This window comes from Rhodococcus sp. HNM0569, assembly GCF_012726205.1.
GTDB lineage: Bacteria > Actinomycetota > Actinomycetes > Mycobacteriales > Mycobacteriaceae > Rhodococcus_F.
The window spans coordinates 26,748-45,096 of record NZ_JAASAE010000003.1; the positions used below are offsets into that span (position 1 = coordinate 26,748).

At 67.1% G+C, this 18,349-nt stretch carries 21 protein-coding genes; 11 read left to right on the top strand and 10 right to left on the bottom strand.

Annotated elements, in window-relative coordinates; translation table 11 throughout:
- Window positions 1-8 precede the first annotated feature (8 nt).
- The 5 genes from HCA44_RS04775 (at window position 9) to HCA44_RS04795 (ending at window position 4,279) form a co-directional block, all read left to right on the top strand.
- Window positions 9-1,028: a DUF6779 domain-containing protein gene (locus tag HCA44_RS04775; RefSeq protein WP_169647395.1), complete on the top strand. Its 1,020-nt coding sequence runs from the start codon at window positions 9-11 to the stop codon at window positions 1,026-1,028.
- Between the two features lie 108 nt (window positions 1,029-1,136).
- Window positions 1,137-2,069: a DUF2520 domain-containing protein gene (locus HCA44_RS04780; protein WP_169647396.1), complete on the top strand. Its 933-nt coding sequence runs from the start codon at window positions 1,137-1,139 to the stop codon at window positions 2,067-2,069.
- Entirely contained in the window at window positions 2,066-2,980 is a 915-nt protein-coding gene (gene panC, locus HCA44_RS04785; RefSeq protein WP_169647397.1) for a pantoate--beta-alanine ligase, read from the top strand. The genes HCA44_RS04780 and panC overlap by 4 nt, the downstream gene beginning before the upstream one ends.
- A gap of 52 nt (window positions 2,981-3,032) precedes the next feature.
- Window positions 3,033-3,458 (top strand): aspartate 1-decarboxylase, encoded by a 426-nt coding sequence (gene panD / locus HCA44_RS04790; protein WP_169647398.1) that lies wholly within the window; start codon window positions 3,033-3,035, stop codon window positions 3,456-3,458.
- Window positions 3,459-3,460: 2 nt separating this feature from the next.
- Window positions 3,461-4,279: a type III pantothenate kinase gene (locus HCA44_RS04795; RefSeq protein ID WP_169647399.1), complete on the top strand. Its 819-nt coding sequence runs from the start codon at window positions 3,461-3,463 to the stop codon at window positions 4,277-4,279.
- Here HCA44_RS04795 and HCA44_RS04800 read toward each other — a convergent pair.
- The 9 genes from HCA44_RS04800 to HCA44_RS04840 all read right to left on the bottom strand — a co-directional run bounded on the left by HCA44_RS04800 (window position 4,270) and on the right by HCA44_RS04840 (window position 10,474).
- Window positions 4,270-5,055, bottom strand: a complete 786-nt coding sequence (locus HCA44_RS04800) for an ESX secretion-associated protein EspG (RefSeq protein WP_169647400.1) — start codon at window positions 5,053-5,055, stop codon at window positions 4,270-4,272. The two genes, HCA44_RS04795 and HCA44_RS04800, sit on opposite strands and share 10 nt — an antisense overlap.
- Window positions 5,052-6,347, bottom strand: coding sequence for a hypothetical protein (locus HCA44_RS04805; RefSeq protein ID WP_206037745.1), 1,296 nt, complete (start codon window positions 6,345-6,347; stop codon window positions 5,052-5,054). Before HCA44_RS04805 ends, HCA44_RS04800 begins: the two co-directional genes overlap by 4 nt.
- A 49-nt stretch (window positions 6,348-6,396) precedes the next feature.
- On the bottom strand, window positions 6,397-6,774 hold the full coding sequence (locus HCA44_RS04810; protein WP_169647402.1) for a hypothetical protein: 378 nt from the start codon (window positions 6,772-6,774) through the stop codon (window positions 6,397-6,399).
- A gap of 49 nt (window positions 6,775-6,823) precedes the next feature.
- Window positions 6,824-7,354 carry a DUF3558 domain-containing protein gene (locus HCA44_RS04815; RefSeq protein WP_169647403.1) on the bottom strand — a complete coding sequence of 177 codons (531 nt, stop codon included), beginning with the start codon at window positions 7,352-7,354 and terminating at the stop codon, window positions 6,824-6,826.
- Between the two features lie 200 nt (window positions 7,355-7,554).
- The gene (locus HCA44_RS04820; protein WP_169647404.1) at window positions 7,555-8,148 is read right to left on the bottom strand and encodes a hypothetical protein; all 594 of its coding nucleotides are present in this window, start codon (window positions 8,146-8,148) and stop codon (window positions 7,555-7,557) included.
- Complete coding sequence (locus HCA44_RS04825; RefSeq protein WP_169647405.1) at window positions 8,145-8,726, bottom strand: hypothetical protein; 582 nt, start codon at window positions 8,724-8,726, stop codon at window positions 8,145-8,147. The genes HCA44_RS04820 and HCA44_RS04825 overlap by 4 nt, the downstream gene beginning before the upstream one ends.
- The gene (locus tag HCA44_RS04830; protein ID WP_169647406.1) at window positions 8,719-9,684 is read right to left on the bottom strand and encodes a hypothetical protein; all 966 of its coding nucleotides are present in this window, start codon (window positions 9,682-9,684) and stop codon (window positions 8,719-8,721) included. Before HCA44_RS04830 ends, HCA44_RS04825 begins: the two co-directional genes overlap by 8 nt.
- Window positions 9,685-9,687: 3 nt before the next feature.
- Window positions 9,688-10,017 (bottom strand): WXG100 family type VII secretion target, encoded by a 330-nt coding sequence (locus tag HCA44_RS04835; RefSeq protein ID WP_169647407.1) that lies wholly within the window; start codon window positions 10,015-10,017, stop codon window positions 9,688-9,690.
- Between the two features lie 4 nt (window positions 10,018-10,021).
- Window positions 10,022-10,474 (bottom strand): YbaB/EbfC family nucleoid-associated protein, encoded by a 453-nt coding sequence (locus HCA44_RS04840; protein ID WP_240945324.1) that lies wholly within the window; start codon window positions 10,472-10,474, stop codon window positions 10,022-10,024.
- A 324-nt stretch (window positions 10,475-10,798) separates the two neighbouring features.
- Here HCA44_RS04840 and HCA44_RS04845 point away from each other — a divergent pair, with 324 nt between their 5' ends.
- The 4 genes from HCA44_RS04845 to HCA44_RS04860 all read left to right on the top strand — a co-directional run bounded on the left by HCA44_RS04845 (window position 10,799) and on the right by HCA44_RS04860 (window position 13,818).
- Window positions 10,799-11,350: a cysteine dioxygenase family protein gene (locus HCA44_RS04845; RefSeq protein WP_346764580.1), complete on the top strand. Its 552-nt coding sequence runs from the start codon at window positions 10,799-10,801 to the stop codon at window positions 11,348-11,350.
- 2 nt (window positions 11,351-11,352) lie between these two features.
- Window positions 11,353-11,775: a rhodanese-like domain-containing protein gene (locus HCA44_RS04850; protein ID WP_169647764.1), complete on the top strand. Its 423-nt coding sequence runs from the start codon at window positions 11,353-11,355 to the stop codon at window positions 11,773-11,775.
- A gap of 47 nt (window positions 11,776-11,822) precedes the next feature.
- The gene (lysS, locus tag HCA44_RS04855; protein ID WP_169647409.1) at window positions 11,823-13,334 is read left to right on the top strand and encodes a lysine--tRNA ligase; all 1,512 of its coding nucleotides are present in this window, start codon (window positions 11,823-11,825) and stop codon (window positions 13,332-13,334) included.
- A gap of 139 nt (window positions 13,335-13,473) precedes the next feature.
- The gene (locus tag HCA44_RS04860; RefSeq protein WP_169647410.1) at window positions 13,474-13,818 is read left to right on the top strand and encodes an Lsr2 family protein; all 345 of its coding nucleotides are present in this window, start codon (window positions 13,474-13,476) and stop codon (window positions 13,816-13,818) included.
- A gap of 112 nt (window positions 13,819-13,930) precedes the next feature.
- Here HCA44_RS04860 and HCA44_RS04865 read toward each other — a convergent pair whose 3' ends face one another.
- Window positions 13,931-14,752 carry a thioesterase family protein gene (locus HCA44_RS04865; RefSeq protein WP_169647411.1) on the bottom strand — a complete coding sequence of 274 codons (822 nt, stop codon included), beginning with the start codon at window positions 14,750-14,752 and terminating at the stop codon, window positions 13,931-13,933.
- Window positions 14,753-14,851: 99 nt separating this feature from the next.
- Between HCA44_RS04865 and HCA44_RS04870 the strand changes: the two genes are divergently transcribed.
- Complete coding sequence (locus HCA44_RS04870; protein WP_346764581.1) at window positions 14,852-15,430, top strand: TetR/AcrR family transcriptional regulator; 579 nt, start codon at window positions 14,852-14,854, stop codon at window positions 15,428-15,430.
- Window positions 15,431-15,740: 310 nt separating this feature from the next.
- Window positions 15,741-18,275, top strand: a complete 2,535-nt coding sequence (locus tag HCA44_RS04875; protein WP_169647412.1) for an ATP-dependent Clp protease ATP-binding subunit — start codon at window positions 15,741-15,743, stop codon at window positions 18,273-18,275.
- Window positions 18,276-18,349 lie beyond the last annotated feature (74 nt).

Below are 18,349 nucleotides of genomic sequence, written 5' to 3' on the forward strand. Positions count from 1 at the left end.
CTGGTGTCATGACGAATCCCGGTCGAGGCAAGACTGCGCGCCGGTTCTCGCGCAGGTCCGGTCAGCTGATCGTCGCCGGGATGCTCGCGTTGGCCGTCGTCGCGTCGCTGTTCCTCGTCTTCAGTGACAGCGTGGTTGTGCTCCGGGTGGGCGTCGTCGTTGCCGCGTGGGCAGCGCTGCTCGGCGCCATCGCACTCGACAAGTACCAGCGTGAGGCTGCGCTCGACCGCGCGAAGACCGAAGACTTGCAGAAGGTGTACGAGCTGCAACTCGAACGCGAGGTCACCGCCCGCCGCGAGTACGAGCTCACTGTCGAGAAGCGCGTGCGCGAAGAGGTCGGGGCGGACGCGCAGGAGATGGCGGCCCTGCGCGCAGAACTCGCGGCCCTGCGCAAGAACCTCGAGGTGTTGTTCGACGGGCCGCTGCCCGCCGAGCGCGTCGCACTGCGCGCAGACTCGACCCGCATCCAGGAACTCGTCGGCCGGGGCGGTCACAGCGGCGGGTACAACCCGGTCCAGGGCGGAACAGCTCGGGGCGGACACGACGCACGGGTCCGCAACGGCGCCGTCACGGCTCGCTCCGCCGGGTTCGCCTCGCCGGACGACGCACCCGTCACGGCGGAGACCACGATCGTGCCCGCCGACTATGCGAGCGCCGGGTACGCACCGCCGCGCGGGAACGAACCGGTGCGGCCCCGGTCCGCCGAGCCGGAAGACCGCGCATCGGACGACACCGAGCCAGAGGAGGTCGAGACCGTCGACGAGACGGAGACCTTCGAGGAGTCGGCCGAGGCGTCGGGCGAGGAGGCTGTCGCCGACCAGGAAGGTCCGGTCGACCTCGACGCGGCCGCCACCGCAGCCGAGCCCACGACGGACGCCCCCGCACGTGAGGGCGGCCGTCGCAGGCGCAGGGACGAGGACGACGACGGGCCGAGCGGTGCGCACGCGAACGGACTCACGGTCGCGGAAATCCTCGCCCGAGCGTCCTCGGAGCAGCGCAGTGGAGGCCGCCGCCGTCGCGCCGACTGATCGTCGTGCCGACGGCACCTGTTGGCGGCGTCGCATGGACGCGCGCTATCCTCGCCGCAGAACGTCCGGTACCCGCTCGGCGGGACTGGAACGAACGAGAGGACTGCAGTGACTTCCTTCGGGATCACTAACGGCCCCGCACCTGCACGACTGACGGTGGGCATCGTCTCGGCAGGCAGGGTCGGTACGGCCGTCGGCGCCGCACTCGAACGCGTCGGGCACGTCGTGGGCGCCGTGTCCGCGGTGTCCGACAGATCACTCCACCGCGCACGTACGCGCCTCCCCGACAGCGAGATCCTGCCGGTTCCCGATGTCGCCGCCCGCTCCGAGCTGCTGGTGCTCGCGGTTCCCGACACCGAGTTGCCCGGCCTCGTCCGCGGCCTGGCCGAGACGCGTGCCGTGTCGCCCCGCACCATCGTCGTCCACACGTCGGGTGCGAACGGCGTCGACGTGCTCGCACCGCTCGCCGAACAGGGCGTCGTCCCGCTCGCGATCCACCCGGCCATGACGTTCTCCGGCCAGGACGAGGACACCGCGCGCTTGTCGTCGTGCTGCTTCGGTGTCACCGCCGCCGACGAAATCGGGTATGCCGTCGCCCAGTCGCTCGTCCTCGAGATCGGTGGCGAGCCGGTGCGAGTCGCGGAGGACAAGCGGGCGCTGTACCACGCGGCGCTCGCCCACGGCAGCAATCACCTGGTCACGCTCGTCGTCGACGCCGTCGCCGCACTGCGGGAGGCTCTCGCCGGAGACGAACTACTCGGTCAGCAACTGGTCGACGGCGATCCCGGCGGTGTCGCCGAACGCGTCCTGGCGCCGTTGTTGTCGGCGGCGCTCGACAATGCGCTGCGCCGCGGTCCCGCGGCGCTCACGGGCCCTGTCGCGCGCGGCGACGTCGCGGCGGTCGCGAAGCATCTCGAGGTGCTCGCGAAGGTGGACCCGGCACTTGCAGAGGGCTATCGCGCGCTGTCGCTGCGCACGGCGCAGCAGTCCGGCGCTCGGAAGGACATGATCGAGATGCTCGAAGGAACGGGGCGACAGTGAACGACCACGACCTGCGCGGCGGATACGTGCGCGGCCAGTTGACGGTGCACCACGATCCGGCGGTGCTCACCCGAGTCACCAAAGCACTGCGCGGCGCCGGTCGGCGCGTCGCACTCGTCCCCACGATGGGGGCACTGCACAGCGGGCACCTCGAGCTCGTGCGACAGGCCAAGCTCGACGGATCGACCGTCGTCGTGTCGATCTTCGTCAACCCGCTGCAGTTCGGTGCGGGCGAGGATCTCGACGCGTACCCACGCACGCTCGACGCCGATCTCGAGCTCCTCCGCGGCGAGGGCGTCGAGTTGGTGTTCGCGCCGACCCCCGCTGTCATGTACCCGTCGGGCCCGCGCACGACGGTCCACCCGGGCCCGCTCGGCGAGGAATTGGAGGGGGCCAGCAGGCCCGGTCACTTCGCCGGCATGCTCACCGTCGTCGCGAAGCTCCTGCAGATCGTGGCGCCCGACAAGGCGTACTTCGGTGAGAAGGACTATCAGCAACTCGTGCTCATCCAGCAGATGGTCACCGATCTCAACGTCGACGTGCGCATCATCGGTGTGCCGACGGTGCGCGAACACGACGGACTCGCATTGTCGTCGCGCAACCGCTACCTCGACGAGGCGCAGCGGTCGGCGGCGACCACGCTGTCCGCGGCACTCCTCGCAGGCGCCCACGCCGCAGCGGGGGGCGCCGACGCGATCGTCGCGACAGCGCGCGAGGTGCTCGCCGCGTCACCCGAGATCGACGTCGACTATCTCGAGGTGCGCGGCGCCGACCTCGGACCCGCGCCCGAGCGCGGCGACGGCCGGTTGCTCGTCGCGGCGCGCGTCGGCGCCACGAGACTGATCGACAACGTCGGTGTCGCCGTCGGCACCGGCTTCCTCGAACGCGACGCGTCCGCCGCGGCCGGCTGAGTCCGATACCTGTCAACTTCCACCCCGCCACCGAAAAACTAGGAATGCTTTGATGTTTCGCACCATGATGAAGTCGAAGATCCATCGTGCCACCGTCACGCAGGCCGACCTGCACTATGTCGGTTCGGTCACCGTCGACCAGGACCTCATGGACGCCGCAGACCTGCTGGAGGGTGAGCAGGTCTGCATCGTCGACATCGACAACGGCGCCCGCCTCGAGACCTACGTCATCGCGGGTGAACGGGGGAGCGGCGTCATCGGGATCAACGGTGCGGCAGCGCATCTCGTCCATCCCGGCGATCTCGTCATTCTGATCGCGTACGGCATCATGGACGAGGCCGAGCTCCGCGAGTACGCGCCGCGAGTCGTGTTCGTGGACGGCGAGAACCGCCCCGTCGAACTCGGGTCGGATCCGGCTCGAGTGCCCGCCGACTCGGGTCTGCGGGATCCGCGCGAGCTCGCCGCCCAGCGCGGCTGACCATGCTCCTCACCATCGACGTCCGCAACAACCACATCGTGCTTGGGTTGTTCACCGGGGCGGGTGATCACGCGAAGCTGGTGCGCGACTGGCGTATCCGCACCGAACCGGGCGTCACGGCCGACGAATTGGCGCTCACCTTCCGCGGCCTGCTCGGCGGTCACGCGGAGTCGATCACCGGTGTGTCCGCGCTGTCCACGGTGCCGTCGGTGCTGCGGGAGTTGCGCGTGATGGTTGCGCGTTACTGGTCGGGCCTGCCGCACGTCGTCGTCGAGCCCGGTGTGCGTACCGGGGTGCCGCTGTTGGTCGACAACCCCAAGGAGGTCGGCGCCGACCGGATCGTCAACGCGCTCTCCGCCTTCCACATGTTCGGCACAGCGGTCGTCGTGGTCGACTTCGGCACGTCCACCGTCGTCGACGTGGTGTCGGCGAAGGGGGAGTTCCTGGGCGGCGCGATCGCCCCTGGTGTCGAGATCTCGAGCGACGCGCTCGCGTCGCAGTCGGCGGCGCTGCGGCGCGTCGAACTGGTGCGTCCCCGTTCGGTCGTCGGCAAGAACACGGTCGAGTGCATGCAGGCCGGCTCCGTGTTCGGCTTCGCGGGCCTCGTCGACGGTCTCGTGACCCGCGCACTAGACGAGATGAGTGACACTCTCGGCCGCGAGGTCACCGTCGTCGCGACGGGCAGCACGGCTCCGCTGATCGTGCCCGAGTCCACCACAGTCGAGCGGTGGGAGCCGAATCTGACCCTCGACGGTCTGCGCCTCGTGTTCGAGCGCCAACAGGCGCGGCGGGCCCGCAAAGCGGGTGCCGATCAGCGCTGAAGTTCGAGGCGGCTGTCCTCGGTCGCGGCGGCGAGCAGCTTCTGGACGTGCTGTGCAAGCGCGTCGCTGTGGCCCGGCGCCATCGTGACGGTGCGTGAGCCCGGAACGACGAGATAGCGGCCGTCGTCGACGAGGTCGACCCAGCGCACTTCCCGCACACGGCCCGTGGCGCGCTCGCCGATCGTCGCGCCGGAGTACACCTCGATGCGTCCGGCTCCCTCGCGCGGCAGGCCGAGAAGACGTTCGAACTCCTGTTTCGGTGTCGCCCGCGAGCTGGGGGCGTGCAGCCACGACGTCGCGGAGCCGTAGTCGTCCTGCTCGTCCTCGAGGTCGCGGCGGTCGACGTCGAGCCGCGGTCGGCGCCCCGGATCAGTGGTCGGGAGCGTGCGCGCGATCGACGAGCCGCAGCTGCCGAACGGAATCCGCGTCACGTGGACGGTGCCACCGCAGCGGTGATCCGGACCGGGGTCTTGGCGCATGACCGTCGCATGCATTCCGCGTACGGCGGCAAAGGCCCGAACCTTCTGCGAGTCTTCCGGGCCGGCGAACCCGCAGAGGTACACGCGCGCTTCGGGGGCGAGCATGGTGGCAAATGCCCAGTACAGATCCTCGTCGAGCTGCCCTTGGAAACGCCTTGCCGCCATGAGGCATTCGCGTTCGTACTCGTCCATGGTGCCGCTCGTCGGCCGATACTGGAACGGGTAGTGCGGCTGATCGACGCCGAACGAGCGCCATGCGACCTGGTAGGTCAGGGGGTCGAATGTCCAGGCGTTCACTGCTGCCCGGATCCGCCGTTGCCGTCCCCAGGCGCGGGCCGTGGGGCTCCGATCACCGGCGCGTAGCCGCGGTCGGCTTGCTCGTCGATCCACTGGCGCAGTTCGTCGTTCTGCAAGTAGTCGGGCGTCTTGTGCTCGTTGTCGCCCTCACCGCGGCCACCGCCGCGGGCTCCGCCCATGGGTGCCATGCCCATGCCGCCCATGCCCGCTCGACCGGCCGCCGCGGCGGCGGCGGGCCGCATTCCACCGGCCCCGCCCGGCCCTGCGACGACACCGCCGCCGGGAGGTACCGCGGTCAGTCCGCCCGCTCCGGCTCCGCCGCCGACGCCGCCTGCACTGAGACCACCGGCACTGCCTCCGCCGCCTCCTGCTCCGAGTCCGCCTGCGCCCATGCCCGGGATACCGCTCGGCTGTGCGCTGGCGGCGACCGTCTGCGCCGACGAGTCCGGCGATCCCAGGCCGTCCCTGGAACCCGATTCGGTGCCGGCCTGTGCCGAGCCGGGGTCGGTGGGCGACGTGCCGACATCGCCTTCGCCTCCGCCTGTGGGTGCGCCGGCTTGCTGTTCGCCGTCCCGACCGGTCGGCGGCTCGCCGCCACCGCCGGGCGTCGATGTGCCGCCGCTGGGTTGGCCACCGGTCGCTCCGGGCGCGCTGTTGATCGGCGAGCGAACGTCGGGAAACTTCGGCAGAGCTTCAGCCGTCGGGGAGATCCCGTTGCCGTAGTAGACGTTGTTGAGGAGTTGGACGGCTTGCCGCTTCGCATTCTCCCGCCGCTCGTCGTCCCAGCCGTCGGCGCCGAAAAAGCCTGCGATCTTTCCCGGGAAGGTTGCCGCGGGCTCGCCAGGCAGATTGCTCTTGGTCTGGCCGAGAGAGTCGCCGAGCAATCCTACTTGGCGCGCAATCAGATTCGTTGCATCTGCCATGCGTGCCGAATTTTTCGCGTAGCCGAGAATCGCCGTGGACGCCGCTTCGCCCGAAGCGCCCTGCCACTTTTCGGATATTGCGCGGCCGATCGAGGAAGCGAATGTCGCGAAGGTGTCGGTGACGGTGTTCGTGCCGTTCGCCCATTCCTGCCTGAATGCGTCGACCGATGCGGTCTGAATGGGTTCGACGTTCGTCACCAGCGCGCTGTGGTCGAACGCCTCGAAGTTCGTGCACACCACGGTTCGGGACTGCATCTCGAGATCGGCGTATTGGGGCGCAGTTTCGAGCCCCGGAGGCGTGGAACCGGCTGGGCCGATGAACTGCTCCGGGCGGCCGGTGACCGTGGGGACGCTGTTCAGCTCGGTCATGACCTTGTCCATGCCGGGGATCTGTGGTTGTGGTTGCGGTGTCATGGGTTCAGGCCTCGATCCGGCTGTTCATGCGTGCCACTGCCTGCGACGTCTCGTCGTCGGTGGTCACTGTCGCCGTCACTTGCGCCCCTACCATGTCGTGAATCGCTCTCAAGCAGGTGATGTGCTCGTCGAGGCGGTCGATGAACTGCTGGGTCGTCTCCTGCAGCATCCCCGCCAGCTGGTGTCCGCAATCGAAGTCGCCCAGCGGGAGCCGGACGGTTTGCTGGCTCATCCGCGACTGGACAGCCTGCAAGGACTTAATCGCATCCCTTGCTGCTTTCGCACAGTCGTGTGCGACGTCAGGGTCGAGTACGAGCTCGCCCGCCTTTGCCTCGCCCGCCAAGGACATCAAGACGTCCACCCCCGATGCTTCATCAGTCATCCGACTGGCCCTCCCCCTGCTGTCATAGAAACGGAACGAATGCTATTCGTCAGCGGGGCAGCTCGGCAACCAGCCCCTCGCCGACCTGCACTGCCCAGTCGCACATCGACCTGTTTCTGTCGATAGCGAATGCTGACCTCGCGACCTGCATCAACGCGAGCCCACCATCTTGGAACGGTATCGCCAAATGGCAGAACCTGCCCGGCTCATCGCTCGCCTGCCGGAAGGTCACCGATTGCCGACCGCCGACGATGACGTTCTGGAAATCGATGTTGTCGAGGCTTTCGTGGAACTGGTCTGGCGTCGCCGAAGCGAAGGAAGTCACGATCACGTCGATGTCATTGTTTTCCCAACCACAGCTCTTCTGGTCCGGTGGGTCGGCGGTCAGGCCTGGTCCCTCGGTCGCGGGGTCGAGCGTCGCCCGGCGCAGTGCCTCGTCGGAGATCGTGCACGGATCCCAAGGTTGCGCCACTGTCGACGTCGTCGGTGTATCGGTCTCGCCGCTTTCGCTGCATCCTGTGGCCCCCAACGCAACCGCCAGCAGTGCTGCGGCGCACGCCGCTACCCGAATCGTGGTCATGCGGCGATTCTCTCACCCTGTAGGTGTGAGGATGCACCGCGTCCTCACACGATGTGTCTGAGGATTGTCGCTGCCAGGGCAAGGGCGGCATGTGGTTCGGAGAGGCGTTGCTCGGAGCGGAAAGTGGTGCGCGCAGACATCTGTGGATGCAGGGCACGTGCCGGTCGTCCTGGATGGTGAACCGACGCAGGGAGTCCGCTTCACCCGCCCTCGTTTCTGATGATCATCGCAGCGATGGCGAGAGCGGCAATCGACTCGGACAGGGGTTGGTGGGCTCGTAGGCGCGTGTGGACATACGTGACGTGAGTGCGGGACTCGCCTAGCCTCGCTACTTCTGCGAGTTCGACACCCGCGTTGTCCAATATTCGGTACGCGGGCTTTTCGAACACGAGTTCCCCAACTCGCTGACCGTCGACCTCGATCCAGTAACCGGTATGGCGAAATCCGGACGCCCATGTCTTGCCCACGACTTTGCCGATCAGCGTGCGATCCGGCCGACGGACGATGGAAGTGTGGCGGCGCAGAATGCCTCTCCGCTGAATTCGCAGCACGGCACGTGCTTGCGCATCCCGCACCACGGACGGCCTCGACGGAAAAAGAAGGCTGTCCGAGAGGACGTTGACCAGCCGCAGGAGTACGTTGCCGGCCTCACGCGCCGATCCGAGTTGCTCCCCCTGCGGTCCTGTGATGGTCAGCTCGTTGAAGAAGGTGCCCCGCTTCTTCGCGACGGTAAGCTCAGCGACCGTGAGAAGGGCGGATTGCGGCTGTTCGAGGATGTCCGTCTCTGCGCTCATACGATGTGTCTGAGGATTGCAGCTGCCAGCGCTAGGCCAGCATGTGCTTCGGACAAAGGCTGCTCGGCCCGGAAGGTGGTGCGCGCATACCTTATCGTGTACGGCGCGCGACCTGGCTTCTTCTCGGCGCGACCGAGTTCGGATCTGGCGGAATCAACGAACCGGTACTCGCTCTTGTCGGCGAGGATCTCACCCGTCCGCTGGCCATCTATCTCCACCCAGAAGCCTTTGTTTCTCCAGGTTGTCAGCCAAGTCTGGCCGATCAGGCGACCTATGAGACTGCGGTCCGGCCGCCGGACAGTGAGGACGACCGGCCGCACGAGCCCCCCGAACTCGATCCACAGGATCGGCAGTCCGTCCTTGTCCAGCACTTCCCACGGTCGCGCTGGGAAGAGCCAGTCGCTCGTGAACCAGTTCAGCATGAGCAGCGCCTTGTTGCCTGCGACCTGTGCGATGCCGAGTGGAGTCCCACGGGTGGATTCGATGGCCAGTTTTTTGTAGAGGCCTTCCAGGTCGGGTCGTTTAACAACGAACTCTGCGGCATCGAGTGGTGAGAGGGAGCGAGCTTGTTCAGTCATGGTTGGGGGACTCCGATCGAGACGGGGGACCGGTGAAAGTATCAGGCGGTATATCGAGGCTCGACGCTTCGGACACGTCCTTGAGGCGTTCCCCTACACTGCCGTCTGGCTTGCCGACGGTTGCATCGGCGATGTCCTTGCCGAGCATGCCGCCTGCAATGTGGTCCGGCTTCACTTGGTCGGAGGCAATCTGCTTGGCCTTGTCGGTAGTGAAAAGACCAACGTCTTGGGGTAGCTCGCCACGAACGCCGATCTTGAATGCGCCTTGGACGCCGCCCTTGACGGCACCGTGTCCTGAGGCTTGAGCGATGTCGCCGTAGTCGTAGTCGTCGCGTAGCCCTTCGCGCTTTTCCCAGACTTGCAATCCGCCCTCGATGCCGCCCTCGATACCTGCCCCGGTCAATGCGCTGACGGCGATGTTCTTACCGATTGCTCGCGAGAGCTGGCCCAGGCTCGCCATAGCGAATCTCTGAAGCATCTGCTGGATCAGCTGCCGGATGATCATCTGGATCGACGTGCGAGCGGCGAAAGTCGCTGCGGCACCGGCTGCGGCGCCGGCGCCGAACGCCCAGACCGTTGCGGCTGCCGCAACCAGAGAGGCGGCCGGCGTAGCGAGATTCGCGATGATGGCGAGCTTCGCCCGCCGCACGTCTTGTGCTGCGCCGTCGATCATTCCGGCGAGTTCGTCGCACGCCTGCATCAACTCGCGCATCGCGCCGGCGTCGCCGCCGATCTGTCTCCACATGTCGGCGATCGCGTCGTTGACGTCGCCCTCGATCGAGTCGAGCAGCTGCCGAACAGTGTCGTCGCCGAGGTCGTTGAGATGAGACACCGAAGACGCTGCGCTGTCCCAATAGTCGGCGCACCGTTGCATCGCGGTCTCGTCGGCGTCCGGCCAATCGGTGCCGAGAACCTTGTCGGACACCCAGCGCAGGTAGCCCGGGATTTCGATACCCATGTGTCAGCCCCCGACGCCCGGATCGATCCAGCCGAGCGTGTCCCCGGTTCGGGCGTCGGTGTGCGCGAACGAGTCTGCAGTGCGATCGACCTTGTCGCCGATCAAACTGAAGATCCGGGCCAACAACGTGACGGCTTCGATCGTGTCCTCCGCCGGGGCGACGTACTTCGCGGCAAACGCGGCGCCCACTTCGTCGGCGCCCCAGCACTCACCCTCGCCGTCGAGGCCCTGCGTGAGCGCAGACCGGACCGAAGTGGTGTGTGATTCGAGGTCGTCGAATTCGGGAACCAAGGCACGGAACTGCTCGAGATCGACTCTCAGGCGGTCGCTCATCGCGTCACCATCGATCCTTGAGCCAGCTCGCCGGCCGCCCGTCGTCGTCTCGTGCGACGTCGTTCGGTTCGGTCGGCGCACCCTGTCCGGGCACCCGCTCGTCCAGTGGTGGAATGAACGAGTCGAAGATCTCGTGCAGGCTCGGCGCGCCGGGAGTCAGCTCGGAGAGGTCGGGCATGGCGCCGGCGGCGTCCGTGATCGGTGCGACGGCCGCAGCGGCTTGCTGCTGCGCATTTCGGGCTGCGGCCTGCGCGGCTTCGGCAACCGAGGCTGCAAGCCCACGCGGTGTGGATCGGTGGAACGCGTCGTCGGCGATCCAGACGTCGATCGGGATACCCCCGGCGTTTGCGGTCACTCGGACGTGCCGGTCCGTGGACCAGCCTTCCGCCTCGATTGCTCCCAACGACTCTCGGAGTCCCGCCAGCTGTCTGGTCTGATCCTCGAACGCCGCGAGCATCGACTCGACCTGTGCGTTCAGTGCGTCGTTGTCGGCCCTGCGCTGTTCACGGCCGTGGTCAACCAACGGTCGGCCCCCCTTCCCCGAATATCCGTTCCCCGAATATCCGGCTGCACACTAGCAACGGTCCGGGCGTCGTTGCGACTCTCGGGCCGGCGCCGCGAAGGGAGTGCAGGTGGTCGTCGTCACGACTGTGCGGCCGATGCTTTCCAGACGCCCGGAGCTGTGGCACACTCTGTTCCGTGCATACGACGATGAGCGCTCAGGAGTGTTGTCGAGGCTGACTGCTGCCTCGACCCATCACACATTCCTGGAGTCCCTCTCGTGTCGCACACGAATACTTCTGTCATCTCTCCTGCCGTCTCGATCTCTCCCACGCCGCTGCGTTCGGCGGATCTGCTGCACATCGCTGATCGTGCCGCAGCCGAGGTGCTCGACGGCAGCCACGACGCCCTGCTTCCCGCCGTGTGGCCCACCGCCGAGCGCTGGTCCACGCGCATCCACGCCGACGACGACGTCGACGTGTGGCTCATCAGTTGGGTGCCCGACCGGTCCACCGAGTTGCACGATCACGCAGGCTCGCTCGGCGCGCTCACGGTCCTGAGTGGTTCGCTCTCCGAATTCCGTTGGACAGGAGAGGAACTCGCGCATCGAGTGCTCGGCACCGGCGACCAGGCAGCCTTCCCGCTCGGCTGGGTGCACGACGTCACGCGGGCAATCGATCCACCGGGTGAACCGAGATCGGGCCCGACGCTGAGCGTGCACGCGTACTCGCCACCGCTCACCGCGATGTCCTACTACGAAGTCACCGACCGCGGCACCCTGCGCCGCACCCGCAGCGAACTCACCGACCTCCCCGAAGGGGCACCCGCATGAGCATCACGATCGAACAGATGCTGGAGGGCGCGCGCGCCCGCATCGAGCGCATGGACGCCACCGACCTGCCCGTCGCCGTCGCGCGCGGTGCGATCGTGGTCGACATCCGGCCGCAAGCGCAGCGCGACCGCGAAGGCACCCTGCCCGGCGCACTCGCGATCGAGCGGAACGTGCTCGAGTGGCGCTGCGACCCGCTGAGCGGTGCGCGCCTCGCCCTCGCCGTCGATCACGACGTCGAATGGATAGTCGTGTGCTCCGAGGGATACACGTCGAGCCTCGCTGCTGCTGCGCTGCAGGATCTCGGCCTCCACCGCGCCACCGACATCGCGGGCGGATATCAGGCGATCAAGGCGGCCGGCCTCGTCGGCTCGGTCATCGGAGCCCGGCACTGCGTCCGTGAACTCGCGACCGTCGCGTCGCACTGAAGCGCCGCGACACGACGCCGCGGGCACGTCGATTACCCTGGTAACCCGTGAGTGACGCACCCCAGACACACGACGACGACACCCCGGAGCAGATCCGCATCCGCCACGAGAAGCGGGCGCGTCTACTCGAACAGGGCAAGCAGGCGTATCCGGTGTCGGTGCCACGCACCCACTCGCTCGCGCAGGTCCGTGCAGCGCACCCGGACCTCGAGCCGGACACGGCGACGGGGGAGGTCGTCGGCGTCGTCGGCCGCGTCATCTTCCTCCGCAACACCGGCAAGTTGTGCTTCGCGACGCTGCAGGAAGGCGACGGCACCAAGCTGCAGGCGATGATCAGCCTCGCCAACGTGGGCGACGAGTCGCTCGCCGAGTGGAAGTCCGACGTCGATCTCGGCGACTACGTGTTCGTGCGCGGCGAGGTCATCAGCTCGCGCCGCGGCGAGCTCAGCGTCATGGCGTCGTCCTGGCAGATCGCGTCGAAGTCGCTGCGTCCGCTGCCCGTCGCACACAAGGAGATGAGCGAAGAGTCCCGCGTGCGGCAGCGGTACGTCGACCTGATCGTGCGCCCCGAGGCGCGCGAAACCGCACGTAAGCGCGTCACCGTCGTGCGTGAGCTGCGGGCAGCCCTCGAACGCCGCGGCTTCCTCGAGGTCGAGACGCCGATGCTGCAGACCCTGCACGGCGGCGCGGCGGCGCGGCCGTTCGTCACGCACTCGAACGCACTCGACATCGATCTGTATCTGCGGATCGCGCCCGAGTTGTTCCTCAAGAGATGCGTCGTCGGCGGTATCGAGAAGGTCTTCGAGATCAATCGCAATTTCCGCAACGAAGGTGTGGACTCGACGCATTCGCCCGAATTCGCGATGCTCGAGACCTACGAGGCGTACGGCACGTACGACGATTCTGCGATCATGATCCGCGAACTCGTGCAGGAAGTCGCGCGCGGTGCATTCGGCAGCACGCTCATCACTCTCGCCGACGGCAGCGAGTACGACTTCGGTGGCGAGTGGAAGACGCTCGAGATGTATCCGTCGCTGTCCGACGCGATCGGCGTCGACGTCACGCCCGACACGACCGTCGCCGAATTGTTGTCGCTCGCCGAGAAGGTCGGGCTCGAAGTGCCGAAGGACAAGGGATACGGCCACGGCAAGCTCGTCGAGGAATTGTGGGAGCACATGTGCGGTGACCAGCTGTACGAACCCACATTCGTGCGTGATTTCCCGGTCGAGACGTCGCCGCTCACCCGCGACCACCGCGACACGCCGGGCGTCACCGAGAAGTGGGACCTCTATGTGCGCGGATTCGAACTCGCCACCGGATACTCGGAACTGGTCGACCCGGTGATCCAGCGCGAGCGGTTCGTCGACCAGGCGCGGCTCGCGGCGGGCGGAGACGACGAGGCGATGATGCTCGACGAGGAGTTCCTGGCCGCGATGGAACAGGGCATGCCGCCCACCACCGGCACCGGTATGGGAATCGATCGTCTGCTCATGGCGCTCACGGGCCTCGGAATTCGCGAGACCATTCTTTTCCCCCTCGTTCGCCCCGCCGGGCACTGACCAATTCCGTCGCGATCACGGGCGCGTGAATGCGGGTCGGCGCGGTCGCACATTTCGAATCGAATTATCGGGTAGGGTACCGATTAATACCGGATAACCGATTGTTCGATCCGAGTGCGACCGAGAGGATTTTTCGTTCATGGCCAAGAAAGTCACGGTAACGCTCATCGACGACGTCGATCAGGACGCTGCGGCCGACGAAACGGTCGAGTTCGGTCTGGACGGCGTCCAGTACGAAATCGATCTGTCGTCGGAAAACGCCGAAAAGCTGCGTGAGCAGTTGGCGGTGTGGGTGTCGCACGCGCGTCGCGTCACGGGCCGCAAGCGCACCAAGTCGGCGTCCTCGTCGGCGAAGCCGCGCGCGTCCGTCGACCGCGAGCAGAGCGCTGCCATTCGCGAATGGGCACGCAAGAACGGCATGAAGGTGTCCGCGCGTGGCCGCATTTCCGCCGACGTCGTGGACGCCTACAATTCGGCGCACTGAGCACCGCATCGCCGGTGGGTAGACGGTCGCACTGTCGCATCGTGCGCAGGCCGCGCACGATGCGACAGTGCGACCGATCCGTGCGCGGCCTGCGGCGCGTCGTGCCTTCCGGCTACTTGAAGTAGACGATCTGCTGGCTGGTCGCGAGGAGCGTGCCGTCGGTTCCCCACAACTGTGCGTGCTGGTCGAAATACCCGCGCCCGAACCGCGCCGTATGCGCGGTCGCGAGCACGTGGTCGGTGCCCTGAGCGGCGATCTCCGCGTCGTCGGCATGGAAGTAGACCGTGAACGACACCGTGCCCGCGGGCACGTACTGGCCCTTGCGCAGGAACACGCGTGGGTAGAACGCGTCACACATCGAGGTGAGGGCCGCGTAGTCCAGCGGGCGTGCCGGTTCGTCGCGCAGCCACAGTGTCGACGTCGAGCTCGGTGACTCGGACGCACCCTCGCCGGGCACGTCGCCCTCGACGAAGCGCATGTCGTAGTTGCGCGGCCACATGATGAATTCAGGGAAGTCGGTGCGCTCGAGGTCGGCGGGCTGTGGAGTGGTGGGGCGCTCGTCCTCGGTGTCCGTCCACGTGTCGCGGCGCAGGCCGAACACCGCGGTCGCCGTGGTGGCGACGACTCCGTCCTGGGTCAGTTCGAGCGACCAGTGCTGGTTCGTGCGGTTGGTGCGCACCGCTCGCGCAGTGATGTCGAACGGTCCGTCCGTGATCGGCCCCGCGAAGTTGACCGTGATGGACAGCGGTGCGCCGAGGCGGTCCGGATGCAGTTCGACGGCGTGCAGGAGGGTCGCCGCCGTGGCGCCGCCGAACGGGCCGACCATGTTGTTGTAGGCCGGTGAGGTGTGGCCGGTGAATCGGCCGTCGCCCGTGTAGTCGAGCTCGACGGCGGCGTCGAAGGGGTGGGTGACGGTGGTGACGGGCTCGGTCACGGCGGCTCCTCTGGCGGTTCGGTTCGGCCCGCTGCGGGCCGGATTGCTCTAAGTATGACGGCATACATAGAATAGCCGCGACACCGGGAAGGGGCGACCGTGGCGAAGAAGCAGGATCCGGCGACCGGCACGCGCGCGTCGATGATCGACAGCACCGTGGCGCTCGTCCGCGAGCGTGGTGTGGCCGGGACGTCGTTCGCCGACGTCCTCGCGCACAGCGGCGCACCGCGCGGATCGATCTACCACCACTTTCCCGGTGGCAAGGGTCAGTTGGTGGAGGATGCGACGCGCTCGGCCGCGGACACTCTCGGTCGTGGCGTGCGCCGCATTCTCGACGCGGACGACACGGTCGGGGCGCTGCGAGCGCTGGTCGCGCTGTGGCGTCGAGGACTCGAGAAGAGCGACTACCGCGCCGGCTGTCCGATGGCGGCTGCCGCCCTCGGCACCGAGGACGGTGCCCGCGTCGTGGCTGCGGCCGCATTCGACGAGTGGCGCGACGTGATCGCCGACAAGCTCCGCGCCGAGGGCGCGCCCGCGGACCGCGCCGCGTCCGTCGCCGCTCTCGTGTTGGCAAGCCTCGAAGGCGCTCTCATGCTGTCCCAGGCGCGACGCAGTCCCGAACCTCTCGACACTGCTCTCACGGAACTCGAAGTCGTGTGCACGAGTGTGGTGGGTTGACCCGCACGTGCCCTGCGCCTCGGCAACGGCCGACGTGTTGTTCGCCCTCGGCGTACAGCGATCGGGAAACGATCCCGCGACCTGCGACGTTGGACAGTTCATGCAGGCCTGCGACTGCGCCGAACCAGGTGGAGTGGCGACAGGCAGATCGATGCCCAACTAGAGTGTTGAGTGGGGTCGTGGAATCTGAACGCATCGCATCGTGATCGTCGGTTCCTGCGATCTGCCGGTAGTGCCGGAGCGAACCACGGCAAGCACCGACGAGACACCCGGTCTCGTCCCTGACTGCCGGAGAGTGTGAGGGAGAGCGATGTTCGAGAGGTTCACCGACCGCGCACGGCGCGTTGTTGTCCTGGCTCAAGAAGAGGCCAGGATGCTCAACCACAACTACATCGGCACGGAGCACATCCTCCTCGGTCTCATCCACGAGGGCGAGGGTGTTGCGGCGAAGTCGCTGGAGTCGTTGGGTATCTCCCTCGAAGGAGTGCGCAGCCAGGTCGAAGAGATCATCGGTCAGGGTCAGCAGGCCCCGTCCGGTCACATTCCCTTCACGCCGCGCGCCAAGAAGGTCCTCGAGCTGAGCCTGCGCGAAGCGCTGCAGCTCGGCCACAACTACATCGGTACGGAGCACATCCTGCTCGGCCTCATCCGTGAGGGCGAAGGCGTCGCCGCGCAGGTTCTGGTCAAGCTCGGTGCCGATCTCAACCGTGTCCGTCAGCAGGTCATCCAACTGCTGTCGGGCTACCAGGGCAAGGAGCCGCAGGAAGCCGGTGCGTCGCGCAGCGAGGCCGGCACGCCGTCGACGTCTCTCGTGCTCGACCAGTTCGGCCGCAATCTGACGCAGGCCGCGCTGGAAGGCAAGCTCGACCCGGTCATCGGCCGCTCGAAGGAGATCGAGCGCGTCATGCAGGTGCTGAGCCGCCGCACCAAGAACAACCCCGTCCTCATCGGCGAGCCGGGCGTCGGCAAGACCGCCGTCGTCGAGGGCCTCGCGCAGGCGATCGTCAACGGCGAGGTGCCCGAGACGCTCAAGGACAAGCAGCTCTACACCCTCGACCTGGGCTCCCTGGTCGCGGGTAGCCGTTACCGCGGTGACTTCGAGGAACGCCTCAAGAAGGTCCTCAAGGAGATCAACACCCGCGGCGACATCATCCTGTTCATCGACGAGCTGCACACCCTCGTGGGTGCCGGTGCGGCCGAGGGTGCCATCGACGCGGCCTCGATCCTCAAGCCGAAGCTGGCTCGTGGCGAGCTGCAGACCATCGGTGCCACCACGCTCGACGAGTACCGCAAGTACATCGAGAAGGACGCGGCGCTCGAGCGTCGTTTCCAGCCGGTTCAGGTCGGCGAGCCGACGGTCGAGCACACCATCGAGATCCTCAAGGGCCTGCGCGATCGTTACGAGGCGCACCACCGGGTCTCGATCACCGACGGTGCGCTCGTCGCGGCCGCGACGCTCGCGGACCGCTACATCAACGACCGCTTCCTGCCGGACAAGGCGATCGACCTCATCGACGAGGCGGGCGCGCGGATGCGCATCCGCCGGATGACCGCGCCGCCGGACCTGCGCGAGTTCGACGACAAGATCGCCGATGCCCGCCGCGAGAAGGAATCGGCGATCGACGCGCAGGACTTCGAGAAGGCCGCGAGCCTGCGCGACAAGGAGAAGCAGCTCGTCGCGCAGCGCGCCGAGCGTGAGAAGCAGTGGCGCAGCGGCGACCTCGACGTCATCGCCGAAGTCGACGACGAGCAGATCGCCGAGGTTCTGGGCAACTGGACCGGCATCCCCGTGTTCAAGCTCACCGAGGAGGAGACCACGCGTCTGCTCCGTATGGAGGACGAGCTGCACAAGCGGATCATCGGCCAGGAGGACGCCGTCAAGGCAGTCGCCAAGGCGATCCGTCGTACCCGCGCGGGGCTCAAGGACCCGAAGCGTCCGTCCGGCTCGTTCATCTTCGCGGGCCCGTCGGGTGTCGGTAAGACCGAGCTGTCCAAGGCGCTCGCGAACTTCCTGTTCGGCGAGGACGACGCGCTCATCCAGATCGACATGGGCGAGTTCCACGACCGGTTCACCGCGTCGCGTCTGTTCGGTGCCCCTCCCGGATACGTCGGTTACGAAGAGGGCGGCCAGCTCACCGAGAAGGTGCGCCGCAAGCCGTTCTCCGTGGTGCTGTTCGACGAGATCGAGAAGGCCCATCAGGAGATCTACAACACGCTCCTGCAGGTCCTCGAGGACGGCCGCCTCACGGACGGTCAGGGCCGCACGGTCGACTTCAAAAACACCGTGCTGATCTTCACCTCGAACCTCGGTACCTCGGACATCTCCAAGGCCGTCGGCCTTGGCTTCACCCAGGGCAACGGCGACCAGTCGAACTACGAGCGGATGAAGCTCAAGGTCCACGACGAGCTGAAGAAGCACTTCCGCCCGGAGTTCCTCAACCGAATCGACGACATCGTCGTGTTCCACCAGCTCACCACCGAGCAGATCGTCGAGATGGTGGACCTGATGATCGGCCGCGTCGAGCAGGCGCTCAAGAACAAGGACATGGACATCGAGGTCAGCCCGCTGGCCAAGAACCTCCTCGCGAAGCGTGGCTTCGATCCGGTGCTCGGTGCGCGCCCGCTGCGTCGCACCATCCAGCGCGAGATCGAAGACCAGCTGTCCGAGAAGATTCTGTTCGGCGAGGTCGGTGCCGGCGAGATCGTCCACGTCGACGTCGAAGGCTGGGACGGCGAAGGCTCGGGCGAGGACGCCAAGTTCACGTTCCGTGGCGAGGAAAAGCCGGTCACGGTGCCCGACGAGGTGCCCGAGGACTTCGCGAAGTCCGCGGCAGGCGACGAATAGCCGGACGCGCTTCCCGGTAGTCCGGCAGGCTCACGACACCCCCGTGCACGCATGTGCGGGGGTGTCGTGCTGTC

Excerpts from the sequence above, each read along its gene's own strand:
- HCA44_RS04810 (WP_169647402.1), bottom strand. The coding sequence starts at position 6,774 with ATGACTGATGAAGCATCGGGGGTGGACGTCTTGATGTCCTTGGCGGGC.
- HCA44_RS04795 (WP_169647399.1), top strand. The coding sequence starts at position 3,461 with ATGCTCCTCACCATCGACGTCCGCAACAACCACATCGTGCTTGGGTTG.
- HCA44_RS04825 (WP_169647405.1), bottom strand. The coding sequence starts at position 8,726 with ATGACTGAACAAGCTCGCTCCCTCTCACCACTCGATGCCGCAGAGTTC.
- HCA44_RS04875 (WP_169647412.1), top strand. The coding sequence starts at position 15,741 with ATGTTCGAGAGGTTCACCGACCGCGCACGGCGCGTTGTTGTCCTGGCT.
- HCA44_RS04860 (WP_169647410.1), top strand. The coding sequence starts at position 13,474 with ATGGCCAAGAAAGTCACGGTAACGCTCATCGACGACGTCGATCAGGAC.
- HCA44_RS04805 (WP_206037745.1), bottom strand. The coding sequence starts at position 6,347 with ATGACCGAGCTGAACAGCGTCCCCACGGTCACCGGCCGCCCGGAGCAG.
- HCA44_RS04815 (WP_169647403.1), bottom strand. The coding sequence starts at position 7,354 with ATGACCACGATTCGGGTAGCGGCGTGCGCCGCAGCACTGCTGGCGGTT.
- HCA44_RS04830 (WP_169647406.1), bottom strand. The coding sequence starts at position 9,684 with ATGGGTATCGAAATCCCGGGCTACCTGCGCTGGGTGTCCGACAAGGTT.
- HCA44_RS04840 (WP_240945324.1), bottom strand. The coding sequence starts at position 10,474 with ATGCTCGCGGCGTTCGAGGATCAGACCAGACAGCTGGCGGGACTCCGA.
- HCA44_RS04835 (WP_169647407.1), bottom strand. The coding sequence starts at position 10,017 with ATGAGCGACCGCCTGAGAGTCGATCTCGAGCAGTTCCGTGCCTTGGTT.
- panD (WP_169647398.1), top strand. The coding sequence starts at position 3,033 with ATGTTTCGCACCATGATGAAGTCGAAGATCCATCGTGCCACCGTCACG.
- HCA44_RS04820 (WP_169647404.1), bottom strand. The coding sequence starts at position 8,148 with ATGAGCGCAGAGACGGACATCCTCGAACAGCCGCAATCCGCCCTTCTC.
- HCA44_RS04775 (WP_169647395.1), top strand. The coding sequence starts at position 9 with ATGACGAATCCCGGTCGAGGCAAGACTGCGCGCCGGTTCTCGCGCAGG.